Origin of the sequence: Adlercreutzia sp. ZJ141 (assembly GCF_011038965.1) — a bacterium.
Lineage (GTDB): Bacteria > Actinomycetota > Coriobacteriia > Coriobacteriales > Eggerthellaceae > ZJ141.
In genome coordinates, this window is sequence record NZ_JAAKEB010000005.1 from 65,919 (window position 1) to 89,039 (window position 23,121).

At 55.3% G+C, this 23,121-nt stretch carries 23 protein-coding genes; 8 read left to right on the top strand and 15 right to left on the bottom strand.

All coding sequences use genetic code 11. The annotated features are described in order from the left end of the window. Positions 1 to 272: 272 nt before the first annotated feature. A complete protein-coding gene (locus tag G7Y44_RS03360; RefSeq protein ID WP_165247557.1) occupies positions 273 to 1,319 on the bottom strand; it encodes a type II TA system antitoxin MqsA family protein in 1,047 nt (348 codons plus the stop codon). After that, positions 1,297 to 1,695 (bottom strand): type II toxin-antitoxin system MqsR family toxin, encoded by a 399-nt coding sequence (locus G7Y44_RS03365; protein ID WP_165247559.1) that lies wholly within the window; start codon positions 1,693 to 1,695, stop codon positions 1,297 to 1,299. The genes G7Y44_RS03360 and G7Y44_RS03365 overlap by 23 nt, the downstream gene beginning before the upstream one ends. Before the next feature lie 231 nt (positions 1,696 to 1,926). On the opposite strand from G7Y44_RS03365, the gene G7Y44_RS03370 reads away from it, so the two are divergent. The 3 genes from G7Y44_RS03370 (at position 1,927) to G7Y44_RS03380 (ending at position 3,501) form a co-directional block, all read left to right on the top strand. Next, positions 1,927 to 2,334 (top strand): argininosuccinate lyase, encoded by a 408-nt coding sequence (locus tag G7Y44_RS03370; protein WP_165247561.1) that lies wholly within the window; start codon positions 1,927 to 1,929, stop codon positions 2,332 to 2,334. Beyond that, positions 2,321 to 2,734, top strand: coding sequence for a type II toxin-antitoxin system VapC family toxin (locus G7Y44_RS03375; RefSeq protein WP_165247563.1), 414 nt, complete (start codon positions 2,321 to 2,323; stop codon positions 2,732 to 2,734). The genes G7Y44_RS03370 and G7Y44_RS03375 overlap by 14 nt, the downstream gene beginning before the upstream one ends. Positions 2,735 to 2,871: 137 nt before the next feature. Further along, entirely contained in the window at positions 2,872 to 3,501 is a 630-nt protein-coding gene (locus G7Y44_RS03380; RefSeq protein WP_165247565.1) for a TetR/AcrR family transcriptional regulator, read from the top strand. A gap of 148 nt (positions 3,502 to 3,649) precedes the next feature. Here the strand turns inward: G7Y44_RS03380 and G7Y44_RS03385 are convergent, their stop codons facing one another. The 3 genes from G7Y44_RS03385 to thiM form a co-directional block, all read right to left on the bottom strand. Further along, on the bottom strand, positions 3,650 to 4,447 hold the full coding sequence (locus G7Y44_RS03385) for an ABC transporter permease subunit (protein WP_165247567.1): 798 nt from the start codon (positions 4,445 to 4,447) through the stop codon (positions 3,650 to 3,652). Positions 4,448 to 4,644: 197 nt separating this feature from the next. Continuing rightward, positions 4,645 to 5,367: an ABC transporter ATP-binding protein gene (locus tag G7Y44_RS03390; protein ID WP_165247569.1), complete on the bottom strand. Its 723-nt coding sequence runs from the start codon at positions 5,365 to 5,367 to the stop codon at positions 4,645 to 4,647. Between the two features lie 458 nt (positions 5,368 to 5,825). Next, positions 5,826 to 6,656: a hydroxyethylthiazole kinase gene (gene thiM, locus G7Y44_RS03395; RefSeq protein WP_165247571.1), complete on the bottom strand. Its 831-nt coding sequence runs from the start codon at positions 6,654 to 6,656 to the stop codon at positions 5,826 to 5,828. 300 nt (positions 6,657 to 6,956) lie between these two features. Between thiM and G7Y44_RS03400 the strand changes: the two genes are divergently transcribed. The 3 genes from G7Y44_RS03400 (at position 6,957) to G7Y44_RS03410 (ending at position 11,186) form a co-directional block, all read left to right on the top strand. Continuing rightward, a complete protein-coding gene (locus G7Y44_RS03400) occupies positions 6,957 to 8,384 on the top strand; it encodes an amidophosphoribosyltransferase (protein ID WP_165044580.1) in 1,428 nt (475 codons plus the stop codon). Between the two features lie 128 nt (positions 8,385 to 8,512). Continuing rightward, positions 8,513 to 10,678 (top strand): HelD family protein, encoded by a 2,166-nt coding sequence (locus tag G7Y44_RS03405; RefSeq protein ID WP_165247573.1) that lies wholly within the window; start codon positions 8,513 to 8,515, stop codon positions 10,676 to 10,678. Positions 10,679 to 10,682: 4 nt separating this feature from the next. After that, positions 10,683 to 11,186 (top strand): phosphatase PAP2 family protein, encoded by a 504-nt coding sequence (locus G7Y44_RS03410; protein ID WP_165247575.1) that lies wholly within the window; start codon positions 10,683 to 10,685, stop codon positions 11,184 to 11,186. Positions 11,187 to 11,499: 313 nt separating this feature from the next. On the opposite strand, the gene G7Y44_RS03415 is transcribed toward G7Y44_RS03410, so the two are convergent. From G7Y44_RS03415 to G7Y44_RS03460, 10 genes are all read right to left on the bottom strand, one after another. After that, positions 11,500 to 12,552 (bottom strand): inorganic phosphate transporter, encoded by a 1,053-nt coding sequence (locus G7Y44_RS03415; protein WP_165044576.1) that lies wholly within the window; start codon positions 12,550 to 12,552, stop codon positions 11,500 to 11,502. 124 nt (positions 12,553 to 12,676) lie between these two features. Continuing rightward, on the bottom strand, positions 12,677 to 13,351 hold the full coding sequence (locus G7Y44_RS03420) for a methionine ABC transporter permease (protein WP_165247577.1): 675 nt from the start codon (positions 13,349 to 13,351) through the stop codon (positions 12,677 to 12,679). 11 nt (positions 13,352 to 13,362) lie between these two features. After that, positions 13,363 to 14,145, bottom strand: coding sequence for a methionine ABC transporter ATP-binding protein (locus G7Y44_RS03425; protein WP_165044572.1), 783 nt, complete (start codon positions 14,143 to 14,145; stop codon positions 13,363 to 13,365). 139 nt (positions 14,146 to 14,284) lie between these two features. Further along, on the bottom strand, positions 14,285 to 15,142 hold the full coding sequence (locus G7Y44_RS03430; protein WP_165247579.1) for a MetQ/NlpA family ABC transporter substrate-binding protein: 858 nt from the start codon (positions 15,140 to 15,142) through the stop codon (positions 14,285 to 14,287). A 357-nt stretch (positions 15,143 to 15,499) separates the two neighbouring features. Further along, the gene (locus G7Y44_RS03435; RefSeq protein WP_165044568.1) at positions 15,500 to 16,390 is read right to left on the bottom strand and encodes a DegV family protein; all 891 of its coding nucleotides are present in this window, start codon (positions 16,388 to 16,390) and stop codon (positions 15,500 to 15,502) included. A 171-nt stretch (positions 16,391 to 16,561) separates the two neighbouring features. Further along, positions 16,562 to 16,987, bottom strand: a complete 426-nt coding sequence (locus G7Y44_RS03440; RefSeq protein WP_165247581.1) for a 6-pyruvoyl trahydropterin synthase family protein — start codon at positions 16,985 to 16,987, stop codon at positions 16,562 to 16,564. Positions 16,988 to 17,066: 79 nt separating this feature from the next. Beyond that, on the bottom strand, positions 17,067 to 18,299 hold the full coding sequence (locus tag G7Y44_RS03445; RefSeq protein ID WP_165247583.1) for an acetate/propionate family kinase: 1,233 nt from the start codon (positions 18,297 to 18,299) through the stop codon (positions 17,067 to 17,069). Beyond that, positions 18,296 to 18,682 (bottom strand): LytR/AlgR family response regulator transcription factor, encoded by a 387-nt coding sequence (locus tag G7Y44_RS03450; protein ID WP_165044561.1) that lies wholly within the window; start codon positions 18,680 to 18,682, stop codon positions 18,296 to 18,298. The genes G7Y44_RS03445 and G7Y44_RS03450 overlap by 4 nt, the downstream gene beginning before the upstream one ends. Before the next feature lie 292 nt (positions 18,683 to 18,974). Beyond that, positions 18,975 to 19,112 carry a hypothetical protein gene (locus G7Y44_RS10535; protein ID WP_371807455.1) on the bottom strand — a complete coding sequence of 46 codons (138 nt, stop codon included), beginning with the start codon at positions 19,110 to 19,112 and terminating at the stop codon, positions 18,975 to 18,977. After that, on the bottom strand, positions 19,097 to 19,387 hold the full coding sequence (locus tag G7Y44_RS03460) for a hypothetical protein (protein ID WP_165247585.1): 291 nt from the start codon (positions 19,385 to 19,387) through the stop codon (positions 19,097 to 19,099). Before G7Y44_RS03460 ends, G7Y44_RS10535 begins: the two co-directional genes overlap by 16 nt. Before the next feature lie 132 nt (positions 19,388 to 19,519). Here G7Y44_RS03460 and G7Y44_RS03465 point away from each other — a divergent pair, with 132 nt between their 5' ends. Together G7Y44_RS03465 and G7Y44_RS03470 are read left to right on the top strand one after the other, a co-directional pair. Next, the gene (locus G7Y44_RS03465; protein WP_165247587.1) at positions 19,520 to 21,283 is read left to right on the top strand and encodes a site-specific DNA-methyltransferase; all 1,764 of its coding nucleotides are present in this window, start codon (positions 19,520 to 19,522) and stop codon (positions 21,281 to 21,283) included. Beyond that, a complete protein-coding gene (locus G7Y44_RS03470; RefSeq protein WP_165247589.1) occupies positions 21,280 to 23,121 on the top strand; it encodes an Eco57I restriction-modification methylase domain-containing protein in 1,842 nt (613 codons plus the stop codon). The genes G7Y44_RS03465 and G7Y44_RS03470 overlap by 4 nt, the downstream gene beginning before the upstream one ends.

A 23,121-nucleotide genomic window follows, 5' to 3' on the forward strand; every position in this document is an offset into this window, starting at 1 on the left:
AGCTACTCTGTTGCAGAACTTCTCCATGTCACTGTCTTTTCATCCAGCTCATCAGATGAATTGCTGACTCGCTCAATAATACCCTCTTATCCTCCCCCTAGCTTGCTTAGCAGCTTATTATCCACTTCCATTTAGCTCCGAAACGATCAGCCGGAAACATAGACGAACTGTATATTCAAGTTCTTCTCGCACCCGCACAGACGCAGGACTTCCGAGACCACGAGGCACCCGCAGGAGCGAACGAGGAAGAACCTTGGCGCTCGATGCCCGCGCTAGGTTCCGACGAATTGCTCGAGACTGTTGAGCTCATATGCATCAAGGTAGGAAAGCAGCATGCCGTCACCGCTTTCCGTCCAAAGCTTCTCCTGGTGGCTGTATTCGCTGAGCTCTTTCGCCGTGTCGAAGCCATTCACAAATTCAGCGACCCTCTCAAGGATGCGAAGCTCCTGGTTCGTAAACAGGCAAGAATCGAACTCCTCCCCCGTATTGAACACCGTCGCTTCATACGGACCGCACGAAGCCGACCCTTCGAGAAGATGTCCTTGCCTGACCAGCTGTCCGAAAACCACGTCATACTGATCCACGATTGGCCCATGCGTGGCATGTGCGTATACGAGCCCCGACATAGAGCAGGCCGTATCCGCGAAGCACGAGAAATCCGCATAGAACAGGGCCTTGTTCAGCTTCGTGCGACCGAGGTTGGCGCAATGCTGCGCCATGTAGACAGCCATCTGCACGACACGGCCCCAGTCAAGCTTCCTGAACCCGTTGCGTTCGGAAGGAGGCTCTTCCGACAGCAGCAGGCGGAAGTTGCCAACCGAGTTTCCCACAAAGGCATGATCGTCAGCCTCGTCCGCCAGGAGGGCGAGGGCCTTTTGGCGAGCGGATTCAGCTTGGCTCACCGGGATCTTGCCGTCGTGCTCATTGAGCAATGCAAGCATGTTCTCGGGCTGGCTCGCCTGCCTTATCGCCATGTCAATCTGCTTCGTCTGCAACGCGCCATGCTCGTACCGGCTCAAGGTCGCGCCGCCGAGGTTCAAAAGTGCGGCGAACGTCTTCTGGGTCAAACCGTATTTCGCGTAGGATTCCCTTATCTCATGAGGGGACAGCAGCTTTTCCTCTGCGCGGTAGGAGGCAAAAGCAGACTCCAGATTCGAACGGGAAATCTCCTCGTCAGCGATTGCCTCACCGCAATGCGGGCAAACCGCCCGAAGCTGGCAAGCGCGCACGTTGACTTTTCTCACGGTAAGGGGAACTACCGCTTCGGTCACCTCAGCATCAACCCTGCGGTCGCACCTAGGGCAGTAGATAGACCTCATGCTGCTCACCTCCAAATTCATAAACCAACGGTCGCTCGCTTTCATGGAACGAAATGCATAGGCATCCGAGTCCGCCTGCGGTTTTCAAATGGGTGACCTTAATGTAGGTTTCGACGTCCTGCCCATCGCATCGAAGCGTCTTCCCAAATACCCACACGTCATTTCTGCCGGGCAGATGCTTGTCATCGACGCAAGGCCCGTCTACGTAATCGCAAGTCTTCAACCCCAGCACAATGTCCTTAGCCGTCTCAAAGTCGATGCCCCAATCAAGCATAAACTGCATATTCTTGCTACGTGGAGAGATGACGAACTCGTTCTGCGCGAAGGACTTGGCAAGCGCTAAATACTGGCTGACCTTTTTCCTGTCCGTCGCCATGGCTTCCTTTCGTTTTTATCAAATGATAAAACCTAGCCGCAAGAAGCGCAAGGGACATTTTGAGTGTCCAGCATCCAGCAGTACGGCATGCGAAACACAAAAAACAGGAGAGGCGGCCGAGCACTGCTGTCCGCAGCAGTGCTTTTCATTCCGACACCTCGTTGAACTTGTGTTCATTCGCATGCATATCTATAATGCATGATAAATAGGTGTGAAATGGAGGAATAAAGCATGCCTGCATTGCAAGTAAAGGATTTTCCCGACGACCTCTATGAAGAATTGCGCGAGTGTGCAGCCAAAGAGTGTCGGAGTGTTTCCCAACAAACCGTCTATGGTCTCAGGGAATTCCTCCGCATGTACAAAGCTCATCAATCCGTAAAGAATGCGCTCTGGGCTGAACCCTATGTAACCGATCTTTTCAATGAGAATGAGGACCGCGAGCGCCGCAAACGCGCAAACCGAAGACAGGTTCTAAACGACCGAATTGATAAACTCGGGTCAGCCGATGTTCCTATTGGTTTTCCCGATGCTGCGAAGCTCATTCGTTCAATGCGTGAAGAGCGCACAGACCAGATTCTGGAAGCGGTTGGGGATTTGGATGCAAGTCTGAACATGGAGGCCCAACGTGATCGTGCTTGATGCCAGCGCCGCTGTCGAAATCGCAAACGGTACGACGAAAGGCCGGGCGCTTTGCACCCTGCTCGAAGAAGGAGAACAGCTGATAAGCTGCGATTTATTTCGCGTTGAAGTGCGCAATTCATTTTGGAAGTACGTTATCGCTCAAATAATGTCTGAGGAATGTGCACAAAAACGAGCAGCTATCGCCATCGACTATGTTGATACATACATTCCTATTGAAGAACTCAGCGACGAAGCGTTCCTTGAAGCAATCCGACACAAGCACCCCGTATACGATATGCTCTACTTTTGTTTAGCTCGGCGTAAGGGTGCAACCTTAATGACGCTCGACAAAAAACTCGCGAAGCTCTGCCAAGACACCGGCGTGAACTGCATCGAAGAAGTGGCGCTTTACGCTTAAGCCCCTCGGCGGGGCACTGGGAACGAACAGAGACACTGGGGATCTGTTGTTCTTCATATACTTACCGTGGCAGAGACTATCCATGCGCTACTATGGTGTGCAGTTGCTGACCGATGAGTCAACAAAGGAGAGCCGCCATGGCAAAACATGGAGATTTCGACCGCCTTCCAAAAGATCGTCAAGAAGCCCTGATCGCAGCTGGCGTGGAAACGTTCGGGCGTGTGGGCTACAAAGATGCCCGCACCGATGACATAGCGCATAGGGCCGGCATTTCCAAGGGGCTGCTGTTCTTCTATTTCCACAACAAGCGCGACTTCTATTTTTACTTAATACAGTGCATGCGAGAAAGAGCGGTGGCTGCAGTTGTTGGACCGCAGTATTGGGAAATTGACGATTACTTTGATTTGATGCGGTATTGCGCCGAGACGAAGATGGATATGTTCGCGCAGTTTCCCTATTTGATCGAATTTTGTCTGCGTGCGTTCTACCCGCAGCACAAGGATGTAAGCGACACGGCAATGCGCTGGATGTATGGGCAGGTGGACGAGCTGCTTGAGCAGTATTTTTACCATGTGCGCACCGATAAGTTTCGCGACGGCGTTACCATGAAGCAGGTGACCGACCTGCTCATTTGGTTAGCTGACGGCTATATGCATCAGCAACAAAGCCTGGGACGCGCCATTGTGTGGGACGAGATGATGGTCGAGTTCAAGTTGTGGTGTGAGATGGTGCGCGCGTGGGCTTATCGCCCGGAATATCTGGGATAGGAAGCGAAACAATCGGATGCAATAAGCGAAAGCAACAGACGCGGTGAGTGACGCCGACAGATGGCGCTGACTTTGGATCGCGTGCCGCTAGCTTTAGATCGCGTAAAACAGCTCGACGCTTGTGCGGAACAGCCAACAACGTTTGCGCCTATACGCTTAAATCGCGGCGTGTGAAGGCCAGCACCCCCAAGGCGAACAGCCCGCAGCCGATAGCGCCCAGCAGCAGAGCATCCGTCACGGCACCGGCGGTATTCGATACCAGATCGGTTGCTTGATACAGCTCATAAGGGTTCGCTACTTTCAGAATGTCCCAGTCTTTTTGCAGGTCAGCAAGCATTCCCATAAGATAGAACAAAAGGCACACCCCGGCTCCCGCAAAGAACCCTCTGTCGGGGCGAGGCAGCACACACACGCCAAGAAAGACGAGTCCGCCCATAAAAAGCCAAAGTCCCAGCAGTCCCGCATTGGCCCGCAGCAGAGCAGATGCATCCAAGTCGCCGGGGAACAGCAGTGCTGCGCACGCTATTTCGCACAAGGTAGTGGCCACAAGTAGGCCAATCAGCAAAGCCGCGAATGCACCGATAAAAGAAAGTACAATGCAGCGACGCGTCAACGGAAGTGCTAGCGTGAAAGCAAGCGATCCGCTTTCGAGGGGCTTGACCAGCATCTTGTGCACCGCCATCAGCATAAACGCCAAGGGGAACAGCACCAAAAGAAACTTCTGAAGATAGTTCACCATGAAATCAACTAACGTGGTTGTAGGGGAAGCCATGCCGAAAGCGGCAAACAGTTCCGGCATGGCTTCTTGCATGGTGCTCAGGCTGGCTTCCAGCGAGGGGTCATACATGATCACGATGCAAACTACGTACAGCGCTATCACGCCGAAAAACATCAGTGCGGAAAACAGGTTCGATTTGATTTCACGTCTCACAAGAATCAGGTTCATAGGGGTTCCTTTCGTCGCCTACGTTAACTGGCGTTATGCTGTGCGTTGGTGAGCGTTGTGTCAGCCGGCCGGTGAACGAGTGCCACACTACGTGGTGACCAACTGGCGAAGGGGTGTCGCGCCTTGTTGCCAGCCCGCGTTCTTGCTAGTCGGCGTCGTTCCACGTGCTAGCTAGTCGGCGTCGTTCCACGTGCTAGCTAGTCGGCGTCGTGCCACGTGCCGACCAGCGCGTCTTCTCCGTACAAATTAACCAGCGCGCCATCCATGGTTAGCTCGGCCGGCTTGCATTCCATGATGCGTCGCCCATGGCGAATGAACAGAACGCGATCACACAGCCGTTCCACCTCTCCCAACAAATGCGACGACATGAGCACCGTAGCACCCCGCGCGCGCTCAGCTTGCACAAGCTCGACAAAACGCCGTTGCATAAGCAGATCAAGACCGGTTGTGGGCTCATCAAGCAGCAGCACGTCGGGTGTGTGGAAAAACGCGCAGACAATTCCAACTTTCTGCTTATTACCTTTCGACATGGACCCTATGCGCATGCTGGGGTCAAGCTCGAAGAATTCGATGAGACGCTGCATGCGCCCCAGATCGTGCAGTTCGCGCACCTGCGCCTGAAAGCGCAAGAAGGCGTCGGCGGTCATGTGGGGTGGCAGGGCCAATTCTCCGGGCAGGTAGCCAAGCGTGCGCTGGATGCGATCGCGATGCGCAAAGCAGTCAAGGCCCGCAATGCGGGCGCATCCCTGGTCTGCGCGGATGAAACCCATAAGGGTGCGCAGCGTCACGGTCTTTCCAGCGCCGTTTGCCCCCAGAAAACCCAGCACTTCACCGGGCGCAACGGAAAACGTCAGGTCAAACACGCCTCGGTTGTGCCCGTAGTCTTTGGTGAGCCCCTCTACGTGAACGATGTCAGCCATGGGCGTTTCCCTCCTGTCGCGCCGAAGAGCCGGCGGTTGAGTACCTGATAGCCACAACCTTAGTGTGTTGACTCGATTTAGGAAGCCCCCAAAGAGAAATGCGCTGCCGTGCTCCACGAGAAACGCGAAGTACAGCGACAACGAAGGGGACAGCATGCTCAATGCCACTGGTTGACCCGTGAGTAACATAAGAGTTGCTGAGGGCTACCCCCGGCTCTTGGAGATAGCTTGTTCAGCCACCAAGCACTTTAGGCCAAACTATTACACCAGCAACCAAGCGGCATGTTCGGCGCACTAACAGAAAGCCCCATCCGAAGATGAGGCTTGCATGATTCAAAGCGTAAACGCGCCTTCACATCTGTATCAGATGTACACTATGAACTGGTAGAACATGCCAGTCTGAATCGTAGTGTTTTGAAGGCCTTATTCTTTTGAAGGTCTTATCTTTCGAATTACGCCTACTCGACCGTAAGCTCGCAGTGTGCAATACCGGCTGGCTGGATGCGGTAGAGCTCGTCGAGAAACGCCTGCTTAAACGACGCCGGCGCCGCATGAGCAGCGGCCGCACGCAGCCCCGCGACGTTGTAATGCGCTGTTGCCGCAAGCGCCGCTGTAAACGGATCGACTACGGCAGCATACACGGCGCAGACACCGCCCAGCGAGCAACCGAAGCCTGTCACACGCTCCATCAGCTCAGAGCCGCCCTGCACATGAACGATCGTCGTACCGTCGGTCACCAGGTCAACCTCGCCCGACACCGCAACCGCACCACCCGTATAGCGAGCCAGCGCGCAAGCAGCACCTCGTGCTGCGTCAACCGCATCAGTCGTATCAACGCCATGAGCACGCCCTAACTCCGATGCGTCGCCTTCAAGCTCCCATAAACCCGCAAGCGCAATGATCTCCGACGCATTGCCACGAACGATTCGCGGCTTGAACGGCTTGAGGGCGCTTAAGATATCGGTGCGCAGCTGTCCGATGCCAATACCCACCGGATCGAGCACGCATGTCTTGCCCGCAGCGTGCGCGGCTTTCACAACTGCGGGGATTGTCTGCTCGTGTACCGGCAGTAGCGTTCCCATGTTCACGTACACGGCGTCACCCGCTGCCACCAGCGCTTCGCCCTCGTCAGGCAAATACACCATGGCCGCCGATCCGCCGACGGCAAGCTGGGCGTTTGCCACGAAGTCCGTGGTTACACCGTTGGTTACCGAACCCGCTAACGGTCGCCGCTCGCGCACGGCAAGCACGGCTTCCTCAATGCCCTTTCTCAATTGTTCCGCATTCATTCCACTCCCCTTTCTCATTCGCTGGCTCAACACCCATCCCAACGCCGTGTGCCTTCGTTTGGGTGCAAACCAGCATCCAATGACTCAACCGGGAAGTATATACAGGAGCCGCACGGCACAGACACACCGTGCAGCGCAATGAGTCAAATTTTTCGACGGATGTTTTCCTCTACTCCTACAGAAAAACAAACAGCGTACGGAAATCGTGACGTTTTTCACTCCTGTAACACACAGTTCACGCCGTTCGGCTATGCTTGCATCTTCACTGGGCGGCAGAACATGAAAGGTGCGCGAACAGCAATGGGTGGATTCTTTGGGGCAACGGCAAAGCACGACGTGGTACTGGACGTCTTCTTCGGCGTCGATTATCATTCCCACCTCGGCACACGCCGCGCCGGCATGATCTTCCACGACGATGAGAAGGGCTTCCAGCGACAGATCCACTCCATCGAGAACACGCCATTCCGTACCCGCTTCGAAGAGGATCTGCCGCACTTTTGCGGCACTGCGGGCATCGGCTGCATTAGCGACACCGATCCGCAGCCGCTGCTGGTGCGTTCACATTTGGGCGTGTACGCTATCGCCACAGTGTGCGCCATCAACAACGCCGAACAGCTGGTGGAAGACTACTTCACCGACGGTTGCAGCCAATTCATGGCAATGAGCTCAGGGCGAGTGAACTCAACCGAGCTGGTGGCGGCGCTCATCAACCAAAAGCAGGACTTCGTGTCGGGCATCAAGCACGCGCAGAAGCTCATCGACGGCTCGCTCACCCTTACTATTATGACCGCAGACGGGTCTATTATCGCTGCACGCGACGCGCTCGGCCGCCTGCCCGTGGTTGTAGCCAAAGCGGAAGACGGCTACTGCGTGTCGTTCGAGAACTTCGTGTACCAGAAGCTCGGTTACGTGAGCGATTACGAACTTGGCCCCGGCGAGATTGTCCGCGTAACGCCCGACGGCTACGAAACGTTAGCGCCCGCCGGCAACGACATGAAAATCTGTGCCTTTTTGTGGGTGTACTACGGGTACCCTAACAGCACCTACGAAGGCGAAAACGTGGAGGTCATGCGCTACCGCAACGGTGCTATCATGGCGCGCGATGAACGCAAGCGCAACGGACACCTTCCCGACGTTGATTTCGTGGCGGGCGTGCCCGATTCCGGCCTGCCGCACGCCATCGGCTACTCTGCGGAAAGCGGCGCGCCGTTCGGTCGCCCCTTCATCAAGTACACCCCCACCTGGTCGCGATCGTTCATGCCCCAAAACCAGACCATGCGCAACCATGTGGCGAAGATGAAGCAGCTGCCCGTGCCCGAGCTTATCGAAAACAAAAAGCTGCTGTTCGTTGACGACTCCATTGTTCGCGGCACGCAGCTGCGTGAAACGGTTCGATTCCTGTACGAATCGGGTGCCGCGGAAGTGCACATGCGCAGTGCCTGTCCGCCCATCATGTACGGATGCAAGTACCTAACCTTCTCTAGCAACAAGTCGGATATGGATCTTATCGCCCGCCGCACCGTGCAGGAACTCGAAGGTGACGAAGGCCAGAAGCACCTTGACGAATACGCCGATGCCACCACCGAACGCGGCAAGTGCATGCTGCGCACTATCTGCGAACAGCTGGGCTTCGACTCGCTGGAGTTTCAGTCGCTTGATGGCATGATCGAAGCTATTGGCATTGATCCGGCGAAGGTGTGCACCTACTGCTGGACCGGCAAGGAATAGGTGAAGAATTAACACGAAACAGAAATGACGATAAGCTCACGCTGTCACAAGTGCGCGCTTCTGGAAAAATCGAATGTGCTACCATAGTACATTCGATTTTTCAGTTTGAGACATCGCAAGGAGGCAACGTGAGCACAAGCGTCACCGCACCGCAGCCAACCGAGCAGACCGACCCCGTATTCGAACACGAGCAGCGGCACCTGACGAAAACCTACGAAAAGCTAAAAGCTATCGCCCGCGATGCGCAACGCAAGCTCGAGGAAACGGCGCGCGCCGCAGCGGCCGATAAAGAGTCGATGACCGCCGACATTGCGCACAACTTCACCACCGACGATGAAGCCATGGAAACCTACGCAGCCATTGCCGCCGTAAACCGCATCATCGAGGGGTACAACATCTCACAAGAAGTGAACTCTCAGCGCTTGGCCGATGCGCAGCTGCTGCTACGCCAGCCGTACTTCGCAAAGATTTCGCTGCAGTTCAAGCCCGATGAGGACCCCAAAGAGCTCTACATCGGCAACGCGGGCATGTCGGACGAGAACTGTAAGCGGCTCGTTGTCGACTGGCGCTCGCCGGTTGCTGAGGTGTACTACAACCAAGAAAACGGTGCCACCTCATACGTGGCGAACGGGCGCACTATCAACGTTGATTTGCTGCTTCGTCGACAATTCGACATTTCTGAAAACGTGCTTGCCGCCTACTTCGACACGAACGTGGCTATCCAAGACTCGCTGCTGCTTGCGTCGCTTTCCAAACAGCGAACCGCGCAGATGCAGGCCATTACCGCGACTATCCAAAAAGAGCAGAACGTTATCGTGCGTCACGATGACGTTGACGCGTTGCTGGTACATGGCATTGCCGGCAGCGGCAAAACTTCGGTGCTGCTGCAGCGCATCGCGTATTTGTTCTATCAAAACCGCGACACCCTGCGCCCCGACGAGGTGCACTTAATCACGCCGAATCCCGTGTTCGGACACTACATCGACAACGTGCTGCCCGACATGGGCGAACAAAACCCACACATCGAAACATGGGCTGATCTCGCAGAAAGCCTAATGCCTCAAGGCCGCGGCCACGAGCGTAGCCATGCCACCACAGCTGACCTAGCCGCACTTGATCGCGGCATGCGCGAGCTTGTACTCGACCACGGTGACTTCAAGGAAATCACCTGCGAAGGCACACGTTTTGTGTCGGTCGGGCAAATCCAACAGGCAATTGGCAAATTCAAGAACGTGCCAATTGGGCCTCATCGCATTACGCTTGCGCGCGAAGAGCTGCTCAAACGTGTCCGCTCGCGCATCGCACAGCTTGCCGCAACCGAACGCGCCCAAGATGAGCTGCTGGAATTAAGTACCGACGAGCAGCTTGAGCTGTTCCGCGAAACCATTGAACCGCAAACCGAAGCGGAACTGAAATCGTACACGCTGCGTTACCTGAACACGAAGTACGCAGGAGCCATCGAAGCCGTCGAGCGCGATGAATGGCTGCGCATCGACCGCATTGGCATGCGCATATTGGACGCACAAGGGCTCGATCCCGTCACGTGGCTTTACACGAAAATCTGCCTAACTGGATTGGGGGACACCAGTGCGAAGTACGTGATGATCGACGAGGTGCAGGATTATACCGCCGCACAGCTCGCCGTGTTCGCCCGCTACTTCAGATACGCCCATTTCTTGCTACTCGGCGACGCCCATCAGGCGATTAAGGAAGAAACCGCCACCTTTGACGAGATACGACAGGTGTTTGAACGCGAACGTGGCTCAGTCACATCCTGTAGCTTGATGACCAGCTACCGATCATCACCCGAGATCACCAACTTGTTCGCAAGCCTGCTGCCGCAAGATGAGCAAGCGCACGTGTCATCGGTCCAGCCCGAACACACCTCACCGAGCATTGAGGTGTGCACCACCGAAAACGAACGCATCGCACGAATTGCCGCTATCATTATCGAAGCCGGCGACCAGGCGGGGCTTGCCGCCATCATAACACCCGACTCCAATCAAGCCCGCCTACTACATGCCGCCCTACTGCCTGCGCTGGGAGAGAAAACACCTCGTGTTATGGACACCACGATGACGCTTCCCGACGACGGCGTTGTTATCGTGCCGCTCAAGTTGGCGAAGGGCCTCGAGTTCGACTGCGTGATCGTGCCTGACGCATCGGCTCGCGTGTTCGGCGAAGACGAGCTATCGCGCAACCGCCTGTACACTACCATCAGCCGTGCTACTCACCACCTTCACATCGTGTCGAGCGAGCCGCTGACCCCGCTGCTGCAACGCTGTGGTGCGTAAAACTATGAAGCAGAAAAGCTACTTTCGGCTGCATACGTTTTTGCGCGGCCACCCACGCTTACTACGGGTGGCCGCCGGCGCAAACACTGCCATCACAGGGGCCATCTACCTGGCGTATCCCTGCCTTATTGTGTGGCTGTTCGCACACGACGGCCTACTGGCGGCTTTTCGCGCTGTGGTTGTTCCAGCGATTGGATTTGTTGCGGTCACGCTGCTGCGCCAGGTCATCAATGCACCACGACCTTACGAGGTGTTCGGCATTGAAGCATCCGTACCAAAAGACACTCGCGGAAAGTCGTTTCCCAGTAAGCATACGTTTTCTATCTTCGTTATCGCAACCGCGTTCCTGGAATGCCTCGCTACGCCGGTACCTGCCATTATCGTGTTCGCGCTCGGCGTCGCACTCGCCACGCTACGCGTAATCATTGGCGTGCATTTCCCCCGCGACGTAATAGCAGGTGCGCTCGCAGGCACGCTCACCGGACTCATTGGGTTTGCGCTGATCTAACATGACAAAGAAACAAATGGGTGCTACAATTGGGCCATGCCGGCAAGGCCCGTGTTGTGTTAAAGGGTTACGGGCGGCGCGGGTTGTATTTCTAAGAGGTCAGTGTCCTACCACTGACCTCTAGTTTTTACTTCCCCTCGTCATCCGTTTGCGTTTTCCATTCCCTCCATGCATCGAGGATAAACTCCGCGATGGTAGCCAATGCGGCCAACATGAAAAGAACTTTCTCGATCATAGGCGATCACTCCTTTCAAAAAAGAAGCGCCGCCCGCATACGGACCTTGCCGACCTTCTGATTTTACCACCCGGAATGCTACATAAACGCGAGGAACACGTGCGTGAACGCGAACGCCAACAGGCCACATCCGGGAAACGTGAGCACCCAGGTGAGTATCATGGATCCAACAAGGTTCCACTTCACCGAGCGAATGCTTTTCTCGGCACCCACACCCATGATGGCAGTGGTTTTCGTATGCGTGGTGGAAACGGGCAGGCCGGTAAACGTAGCAAGACCAATGCAGAAGCATGCGGCAACACACGCCGAGAACCCCTGTGCTTGATCCATGCGCACCATGTTCATACCCACCGACTTGATGATCTTACGACCGCCAACTGCCGTACCCAATGCCATGGTCATCGACACGAGAACGATTACCCACAAAGGGAAATTGACGTCGGAATATGCCACGCCGTCAACACCTAACATGATGCCGAGCATGCACAGCGACAAGAACTTCTGACCATCTTGCGCGCCATGAAGCACGGCAACACCTGCGCCCGATATAATCTGCAGCCATCGAAATGCCTTGTTCGCCGCAGCACGCTGAACATCGCGACACACGATTTTCAACAGGCGCATGAACAGCCAGCCGCTCCCGAAACCTAAGCATGTTGACACAAGCAGACCGTAGATAACCTTCACCCATTCGGCACCATTCACGCCTGCAAGCCCACCTTGCAACGCGATAGCCGCACCTGTAATGCCGGCGATCAGCGAATGGCTTTGGCTCGTGGGTATGCCGAAATACCACGCCGCAACACCCCATACAATGATAGCTACCATGGCAGCTGCCAGCGCAACCAGAGCCGCATGGTTGTCGCCTCCGAAATCGACCATGCCGAAGATGGTCTTCGCCACCGCCGATGAGATCATGGTGATGCCCACCAAGCCTATGAAGTTACACACCGCGGCCATCGCAATAGCGGCGTTCGGGCCCATCGCACGAGTCCCCACAACAGTAGCGATGGCGTTCGGCGCATCGGTTGCACCGTTCACTACCGTTGCCCCCAGCGTCAACACGACAATGAGCGCCAAAGCGGGATCACCCATCATGGCCTGAGCAACTGTGACGAGACCAAAATCCATTCCCTACCCCTACCTTCCGTCATCGGGCATACACGTTCTTTATAATCGTGCATGCGTGTATGATGACAGATAAGTGAGTGTAAAGGTCAGGTAAAGTTAGACAAAGCAGTGCAAATTAGGTTTTTTACCGCCGTTTGTCAATGCGGTTAACCAGAAAATCGCCGCCAGCCTGAAACAGAATAACAATAATCACGCACAACGTAACGGACACCAGCATCACGTCGCTTTGGAAACGCTGGTAACCATAACGAATGGCGATGTCACCCAAACCGCCGGCACCAACGGTACCTGCAATGGTAACGTACCCGAAAAGCGTAACAAACGTAATAGATACGCCGCGCACCAGCGAAGGCAACCCTTCGCGTAAGAACACCTTCGACACCACCTGCGGCACGCTTGCGCCAAACGACAGCGACGCTTCAATGAGCCCGCCGTCAACCTCGGCTAAGCTCTGCTCAACGATGCGAGCAACAAACGGGGCTGCTGTAACCACCAGGGGCACCATCGCGCCCCGCACACCAAGTGAGGTTCCCACGATCAAGCGCGTGATAGGAATTAATGCCACCAGCAAGATTACAAACGGTACAGAACGCCCAATGCTCACCACCCAGCTGAGCACCGTGTTGAGCACTCGATGGGGACGCAGACCCCCTGGTGCAGTAACCACCAGGGCAACACCTAACGGTATACCAATAAGATAGGCAATGAACGTGGCACCAAACGTCATGACCAGCGTGTCGATTGTGCCTTCGAACAGCAGCTCGCCATATTCAGCGAAAAAAGCAGCTACGGACTCCATTGTCAGATCACCTATCTTCCAAACCGATTAGCCGAAGCAAGACCATCGAACTCCAAGAGCTCGCGCGTTACCGGACTTTTGGGATTCGACAGCACCTCGGTTGTCGTTCCCTGTTCGACGATGCGCCCTTCATCAAGCACCACAATGCGGTTACAAATACGGCGCGCCACGGCTAGCGAATGGGTGATAAGAACCAACGTGACACCTAGCTCTCGATTGATCTGCTCGAGCAGGCTTAAGATGGAAACCGTCGTGCGCGTGTCAAGCGCACTTGTTGCCTCATCGCACAAAATGATGCGCGGGTTGTTCGCCAAGGCGCGAGCAATAGCCACCCGTTGCTGCTGCCCACCCGAAAGTTCACTGGGATACGAGGTAGCCTTCGCCGATAACCCCACGATGTCGAGCAGTTCCATGGCGCGGGCACGCATGGCTTCCGCCGAACGCGGCTTACCCTTTGCCACCCCGCCAATTTCCAAGGGAAACGTAACGTTTTGTACTACGGTGCGCTGCTGAAACAAGCTGAAGTTCTGAAACACCATACCAATGCCCTTGCGCAGCTCGCGCAGTTGAGCCCCAGAATAATCCGTCACGTCAACCCCGTCCACCAGCACGCGCCCCGATGTCGGTCGTTCAAGCAGATTGATGCAGCGCACCAATGTCGACTTGCCCGCACCCGATTGTCCGATAATACCGAACACATCACCTGCGTTAACATGCAGGCTTACATCACAGAGTGCATGGTGTTCTCCTCTGCGGGCGTCGTAAGTTTTACTCACATGGTCAAACGTGATCATCGATTAATCGCTCCTTTTCACGGTAGGCGCAGCGCACTCACGCCCAGCCTTATGAGCGGCTGGGCGTGAGCAGCAAGGTCATCGCAGGGCTATCGTAACACCCTTGAACCGTAAGGGCGCAGACAGGATACCTTATGGTTTAAAACACCGGCACAACCGCGCCGTCATAAGTGATGCCAATGTAGTCGCGCACCTGGTCAGACACGAGCGCTTCCCGCAGCGCCTGAACAGCCTCGGAATCCTCGTTGCCTTCCTTCACTACCAGCACGTTGGCGTAGGTTTCGGCTCCCAGCGAGTCGGCACCCTCGGCAGCAAGCGCGTCGGCAAGCGAAAGACCAGCCTGTGAAGCATAGTTACCGTTCAGGCAAGCGATGTCAACATCGGCAAGCGTGTTGGCGATAGTTGCCGCTTCGAGCTCTTTGATCTCAAGGTTAAGTGGGTTTTCCTCGATGTCCTTCGGTGTTGCCTCAAGACCCACGCCTTCCTTCAGCTTAATGAGACCCTCCTGCTCGAGCAGCAGCAATGCGCGCGCCTCGTTGGTGGTGTCGTTGGGCACTGCCACAATGGCGCCTTCCTTCAGATCCTTAAGGCTTTCGATCTTCTCGGAGTAGATGCCAAACGGCTCATAGTGCACTGCCGCCACCGACACCAGATGCGTTCCTTGGTCGGCATTGAAGTCGTCCAGGTACGGCTGATGCTGGAAGTAGTTTGCGTCAACCTCGCCAGCCTCCGTTGCTGTGTTCGGCAGCACGTAGTCGGTGAATTCCTTCACCTCAAGCGTGTAGCCCTGCGCTTCAAGCAGCGGAGCAACTGCGTCGTTGAGAATCTCGGCGTGGGGCGTGGGGCTTGCCGCTACGGTGATCACTTTGTTCTCGCTCGCACCACCGGCGGTATCGGAAGACGAGCCGCAGCCCACCAAACCAAGCGAGGTAACCAGCGCTGCAGAGGCGCCCAGCGCCAGAAACTTCCTACGGGTAACGCGTGCATTCAGATTCATCTGTTTCATCCTTTCACAGAAGAAGGGGCCGCATGAGACCTCCCAGTTTTCAATCGTTCGCCAAGCCGCAACCGTCTCATCAGCCCCGTTCCGGATCAAGGTGATGCTTACAGGCGATTGCAGGCCTTGAGGAAACACTGACCAAATTCGTGTTTCTTCAAGCGATGGATTCGATTCTAAAGGCAACAGCGAAGTTTGGGAATTTCGAAAACCCGATGCGACGCCATCAGAGAAAGCGATGACGATACTACCGATGCGTAGCTATCGAACGAAGCGATAGGAAACATATACGCGAAACGGCAGCCTCGAAGATGGGCTGCCGTTTCGCGTATACATGAGCAACGTGAGATATGTTTGCTAATCGGCCCAGCGCACCGACGGCATATGCGCTAACCCCACACCCAACGCGTCGGGGCCGATATGACAGCAGATAGCGAGCGGCAGGTCGCCATAAAGCACCTTCATGCCAGGGAACGCCTCTTCGAGCTGGGCGATCCACTTCGCCGTTTTTGTCTCAGACGAGCTTCCGGCTGCAAGAAGTGCGATGCTTTTTGCTGGCAGGCCGCCTGCCAGCAGCTTCTCGAGGTCTTTGCGAACAGTATCGATCATCGACAAGCGCGCCTTTGCCATACCGCGCGCGGTCTTCGCCAGCTGCAGGCCCTTAGCCGTAAATTCTACGATGGGCTTCACGTTTAACGCCTCGCCAATTACCGACACGGCCTTCGGAATGCGACCGCCGCGCTGAAGGTATTCAAGCGTGTCAAGGGCCACATACGTGCATGACTTCATGCACGTAGCCTCGAGTGTCTTGCGAATTGTTTTGGCGGGAAGGCCGTCTTCAATAAGTTCGCACGCATCCATGACCGAACGCAGCTGCGGAGCCGACACGCGCTTGGTGTCGACCACGGTCACGCGCCCTTTATACTTGGAATCGCGCGCCAACTGACATGCGGTGTCGTACGACCCCGACAGCATGCTGCCAATGGGCACGTACACGATCTCGTCGGCTGTACGCAACGCAGCGTCCCATGTTTCCATCAGCTCACCTGGTGCGGGCTGGAATGTGTTCACAAGAGCGCCATCACGCAACATCTGCATGAATTCCTCGCGCGAAATGCTTCCGTCCTCGCGAAAAATCCGCCCGAACACGCCATACGACGCCGGAAGAACAGTTACACCTAACTGCTCGGCAAGTTCTCCGCTGATTCCACAGTGGCTATCGGTCACAACACCTATTCGGTTTGACATGGGCTCCCCCTCAATCGTTTCTCCTCTCAAGTATCGCCGAAGCGAATCGATGACACCCACACCGCACGTGCATAAGCATAAAGAATCAACAGGATGTGATGTGATGCATTAAGGGGTCATGTGCCAAAGGGTCACACCAAATGACACATGTTACGACCCTTTGGCACGCGACTACGAGGAAGCAGTCCAATACGCGCAGTTGTTGGGCGTTTCGTACACTTCCACCCGCGACACGGGATAGCCTGCATCCTGCAAGCGACGTGCAAAATGAGCTGCGAGGTTTTCCGCCGTTGTTCGCCAGGGCACCACCGTAAGCGAAAAACCCTCGGCATGCAGGCATTCCATAGTCTGAGGGGCAAGCGAGCCCTCTTCCACTAGGAAGGTGTGGTCGAACTCATCGACAATAGCGCGAAAATCGCGTTTGAACACGCCAAAGTCAACTACCATGTCACGCATCGTGCCTTCGGTCTGAAGTGCCGCTTGTTCGATAAAAGCAACCACGCGCCAGCGGTGCCCATGCAGGTTCTCGCATTTTCCGTAGTACTCGGTGAGGAAATGTGCCGCATCGAAACAGTACTCAGTCTTCAGTCCGTACATTTCCGCGCCCCTTTCTCAAGCCTTCCCATCGCTCACGCGCCAGCGGTACCTTCGGATGCTACCGCGCGCTACCCTGCCGTTAATCGCTGTACGGATCGGATATGTCCACGCCCGCAGCAATAAGCGACACATCACGCGCGATTTCGGCCTCTTCATCGGTTGGCACCACCAGCACCTCAACCGTGGAGTCGTCGGTGGATATGCGCCGATCGGCTTTGCCCACCTCCATGTTGCGTTCCTGGTCGATACGGATACCGAACGGCTCAAGCCCGCGGAAAATCAGACGTCGCGCATACGGGTCGTTCTCCCCCACCCCAGCGGTACACACGATGACGTCCACGCCGGCCAGCTCGAAGAAGTACGCGCCAATCATGCGACGAATCGAGGTAAGGAAAATGTCGTAGGCAAGCTCGGCTCGTTCGTTGCCAACTGCTACCGCCTCTTTGAGCTCGCGCAAGTCGCCCGACACGCCCGACACGCCCAGCATGCCCGACTCGCGGTTTAACACCGCATCCATTTGTGCGGGCGTAAGGTTTTCGCGCTCCATGATGGTGGTGATGATGGCCGGATCAACCGACCCCGACCTCGTGCCCATCACGATGCCGTCAAGCGGTGTGAAGCCCATTGAGGTATCCATAGAAACGCCGTGATCGATGGCACACACACTGGCACCTGCGCCCAAATGGCACGTGATCATCTTCAAGTCGCGGCGGCTCTTGCCCAGAAACTCCGCCGCACGGCGGCTCACATACTTGTGTGACGTGCCGTGGAAGCCGTAGCGTCGAATGCCCATGTCGGCGTAGTAGCGGTACGGAATGGGATACACGTAGTTGCGCGCGGGCATGGTTTGATGAAACGCCGTGTCGAATGCGGCAACTTGCAATTTGCTCGGCCCGAACAAGCGGCGGCAGTGGTCGATAACCGCAAGCGCCGGTGGGTTGTGCAAAGGTGCCAGCTCAGCGAACCGCTCGATGGTGGCAACCACATCGTCATCAATGGCAACCGAGCAGGTGAACACGTCGCCGCCGTGCGCGATGCGATGCCCCACCGCCTGCACGTCATCCAAGCTGGCCAGCGGCGCACCGTCGCCTTCCACCAAGCTTGCAAGCACATGCTCGAGCGCGCCGGCGTACCCCTCGCCCGCAACGTCTTGCACTACTGCCCCGCGTTTATCGGTACACACAAAACGTGCAGGAGCACTTGAACTGCCAATACGCTCCACCACACCGCGCGAGAGTACACATTCGCTTTCTGATTCGAGCAGCTTGAACTTCAGCGAGCTTGAACCCGCATTCAATACCAAAACGATCACGGACGCACCACCTCTCGCTGGTAGCTTTCCTCAATGAGCGCCACAATCTCATCGAGCTTTCGGTTATCCACTGGCTTCACCAGAAAGCCCAGCGGCTCCATGCCAAATGGGTCATCCATCACGTCGCTGTACGCCGTCATATAAATAAACATGGGAACCTTCGGAAAATCGGGCAGTGCGTCGGGCAGCATCGTAGTACCCGCGCCAGCAATGTTGTGGTCGACAAACACCACATCAATGCCGCCCTTCCTTAATTTGGCGATGCCCTCTTGCAGGCACACGGCCTCGGACACCACATGAACGCGACCCGTACGTTCGAGCTGATTGGTTAGCTCAACACGCGCCGGAGCCTCGTCGTCAACAATCATCGCTTCAAAAATCATAGTCTTTCGCCTTTGCAAACAACGTAAACGTGCAGCTTTTCATTACACCACATTCCAGCACACCGGCGAGCAGATTATTTGAAAACTGCGAACACGCAAGTAGGCGACACTGCGACGCAGCGTGACAATAGGGCCAGGGCCTATTGTATGTTGGGATTGTAACTGAATCCCGCTTGTAAGGATGCAGGTAGACGGCTTGTTTTTGGGTTGGGGTGTCTGCCTGCATCCTTTCGGTAAAGAAAAAGTCAAGAATCGTGCCCGCGCAACGCTCGCATCACTTCGCACCGTTTTACTACCCGGCGAGCATGTATGCTTTCTGTATGACATCCATGGCCTCGCGCTTGGACTTCATGTTGACGTGTGTGTAGATCTTGAGCGTGGTGTCTGGGCTCTTGTGGCCGGCGAGGTACATCATCACCGACGGGTGCACGCCCTGGGCGGCAGCAAGACATAAAAACGAGTGGCGCAGGCTGTGAAGCGTCCAGCCTCACAGCCGTACTTCTTGCAGTGACGGCTCCACCATTTGCTGAGAGCCTGGGGCTGCGGGCGCTTTCCGTCGTCGTTGCAGCAGACGGCCACCTTGCCCTCAACCTCGTAGAGCTTGCCGTCAACCTCGACACACCCCGCCGCGCGCACGCCAGCGCACAAATCAAGCGCGTAGGTTGAATTACTAAACGCAACACTGGGGGGGTGTTGCATTAACATTTGCAACCAACCCCTTATGTTTTTACGTCGCCAAAAACAAGGACCTAGACTTGAGAGAACCGTTTAGATAGTAAAATGAATCGGTTGTACTGTACGCAACTATCTAGCCTGATTTGGAGCAACATCCGAGCTATGCAAAACAACCTTTTGACACTATACCGACAGGCGTTGCCGTCGTTCCGCTCGGGTGTCTTCTTCAATACCTACGCGTATCCAACTAAGATAGCGCCAGAATCGATTGCCGTCTACATCGCCACGCATACTGACCCTGGAGAAACGGTCCTCGATTTGTTCTCAGGGAGCGGGGCGACGGGACTAGCCGCCCAGATGTGTGAGCACCCAACTCAAAGCATGTTGAGCATTGCTGAGAAACTCGGCGTAGATCCCAAATGGGGTCCTAGAAACGCCATTCTCTACGACATAAGCACTTACGGCACCTTTGCAACTCGTGTGATGACGAACCCCCCCTCTTCGGATCTCTTCGTCAAGTCAGCAGAGAAACTAATTCGTGACGTGGACGTCGAACTAGGCCATCTGTATCAGGCTAAGGATGACCAAGGGCATGTCGGCACTATTCGCCATATTATTTGGTCAAGCGTCCTAACATGCAGGCAATGCGGTCGTGACTTCACGTTCTATGAAGGCATGGTCAGTTGGAACCCCCTTAGAATCGATTCAAATGGCAAGTGCCCTCACTGCGGTGCGAGAGTGACGACAGGCGATAACGCGTTTTCAATGGAGACGAAATACGATGCCTTGCTCGGCAAGAGCATAAGTAGCCGTCGTAGGATTCCGGTTCTGGTCTATGGCGAAACCAATGGGCGAAACTGGCGACGTACCGCAAATGCAGCGGATCTCGATGGTGTAACCAGAATCGAAGCTCTTGCCTATCCGGAGGACACAAAGCCACAGCCAATTGAATGGGGTGAGCTGTATAGGGCTGGGTATCACAGCGGGATTTCTCACCTGCACCACTTCTACACGAAGCGCAATTTTCTCATTATCGAAGCACTCTGGAGAAAGGCTGCAGATTACGAAAACGACGTTCGGGACGCGCTGCGCCTCCTAATACTCAGCTACAACGCCACGCACGCAACCCTCATGACGAGAGTGGTCGCCAAGCACAATTCGTCAGATTTCGTGCTGACAGGTGCCCAAAGCGGCGTGCTGTACGTTAGCAACCTACCTGTCGAGAAGAACATCTTTAAGGGTCTACAACGTAAAATAAAGCCCTTCGCAAGGGCCTTCTCCTACATAAATGGGTGCACTGGACATGTCAAGGTTATCAACCAAAGCAGCGACAGGCTTCAAGAGGACGACAGGACGATTTCATACGTCTTCACCGATCCACCGTTTGGAGACTTCATCCCCTATGCGGAGGTTAATCAAATCAACGAGCTTTGGCTGGACGCGACCACTGATCGCACAGATGAGGCCATCATCAGCCCCTCTCAAGATAAGGATGCCAATAAGTACAGCCATATGATTATGGCTTCACTGGCTGAGGCCAAACGTGTTTTAAAAGACGACGGGCTCATGACGCTGGTGTTTCACTCATCAAAAGCGGATGTGTGGCAAGCGCTCGCTTCGGCAATAGAAGACGCGGGCCTCGATGTGGTTACCACCACGCACCTTGCGAAGTCACAAGAAAGCTTCAAACAGGTGGTTTCAACGGGAAGCGTGAAAGGTGACTCTCTTATACTGCTGGGCAAGACGGAGCATAAGTCAGGCGCATCTATCGGCACAGAAGCAGAGCCTGTTTTTTACGAATGCCCAAACGACCCGTATGAGGCATATGCCTCATACGTAAACCATTGCCTCGAAAACGGATTGCGGGTAGAGCTGGACGCCCGCGATGCCTACGAGAGATTTACATCATTCGGGGCAATAACATGAGCAACAAGGAAATTGGCCAATTCTTTTCAGGACCCAGAGTCTCCAATCTTCTTGTGCTCGCTGCAGAGATCACCGATATCGAATCTGCTTACGCCATCGATCCTATGGTCGGGCAGGCAGACATGCTCGTAGCCCTGCAGCAACACGGAGCGCACACAGAAAGGCTATACGGGATTGACATCGACGGCGAGGCCGTTGAGGCTGCAAAGGCGAGGCTAGGAAACAGCAACCTTCTTGAGTGCGATGCATTGAGCCCATCGGCTACTGACTTGTATAGCTCACATGAGTGGGACTTGGTCATAACGAACCCGCCCTATGTCAGGTATCAGACCCTCGACACCTTTTACGGTGAGAATTCGGTAGAGACCATACGCAAACGTCTCATCGGGACCCTTGAGGCGCTCGATGCTTCGAGATCAAAGCGACCGTATCTCGAAGCGGCTAGATCGTACTCTGGGCTATCCGACCTCGCTGTGCCTTGCTGGATTCTTTGCGCATGCCTAGTAAAACCCGGCGGCAAGCTCGCAATGGTGCTGCCTGATGCCTGGCTGAAGAGAGAGTACGCCAGCGTCATCTATGACGTTTTGAACACTGATTTCACAATTGACCGGATTGTCATCGACGAAGGCCGCACCTGGTTCCCGGATGCGCAGGTCAAGACAAACCTCCTTATTGCCACCAAACGCAATGACGGCAGAACGACACCAGATAACACGCATGTGCATCATATAGGCTTGTCGAAGTGGGCAGTTAGCGAGCATTCACTTTCCGGCGCATTAGCGTACAAGGGACATGCTGGCGACGAGGCGTTTATTGATCTATGCCGAAACGGAGCGAATATCTCGAACAGCTTCGTATGGGCACGACGTGAAGACCTCAGCCGTGTTTCATATGCATCGTGTCCAGAAGCCGAAACGAGAACGGTGTCTCTTCGCGACTGGAGGCTTAACGTTGGCCAAGGCTTGCGCACAGGTGCAAACGGGTTCTTCTACCTGATGGAGGACGAGGACGGACGGGTCAGCAACAGTATTTGGGAGAATTGTGCAGGGTTGGAGCCTGCCAACGCTTGTCGCCTTCCGCTTATGCCGGCACTGCGCTATCAGGACGAAATCAGAGATGCGTACACTGTAGCAGCACGCGAAACTGGATACCGGCTATTGCTCATCAGCAAGCCCATCGAGAACAGCCCCGCTCTTGCAGAGCGAGAATTGACAAGCTTGAGGAAATATATCGATTACTGCGAAGAGCATGATGTTGTCCAGGATGGACGACGCCAGTATATACCAAGCCTTTCGGCTGTTAGGACAAACGGACCACTCAGTAGTACGCCCGACGTAGATCGATATTGGTACATGCTGCCCGCGCTCAAAGACAGGCACCTGCCAGACTTGGTGATCCCCCGCATCAATGGAGGCGTCGTGCGCGCCTATCTCCTTGCTGGTGACAGACAGGTTGTGGCAGATGCCAACTTCTCCACGATTTGGGTTAGTGGCAAGGACTGCAAAATGGCACACGCCGCGCTCGCGCTGCTGAACTCGACTTACGTCAGGCTCGAGCTTGAGCGCCACTGCAGCATACTGGGCGGCGGGGCTTTGAAGTGCGAAGCCGTGTCGTTACGCAAGTTGAAGCTACCTGAACCAAAGAGTGAACTGATAGAGGCACTGAGCCGGTGCGGAGCCGAGCTTGCGATAGCTCGCACCATCGATGAGGCAACGGCCATCCAGACAAGTATCGACAGCGATATTGCGCACGTGATGGCCGTGAACGAACAAGCCAGTGTCCTGCTTGCGCGATGGAGGGAAGAGCTTAACATTAGGGTGAAGCTAAGGAGCGAGTGA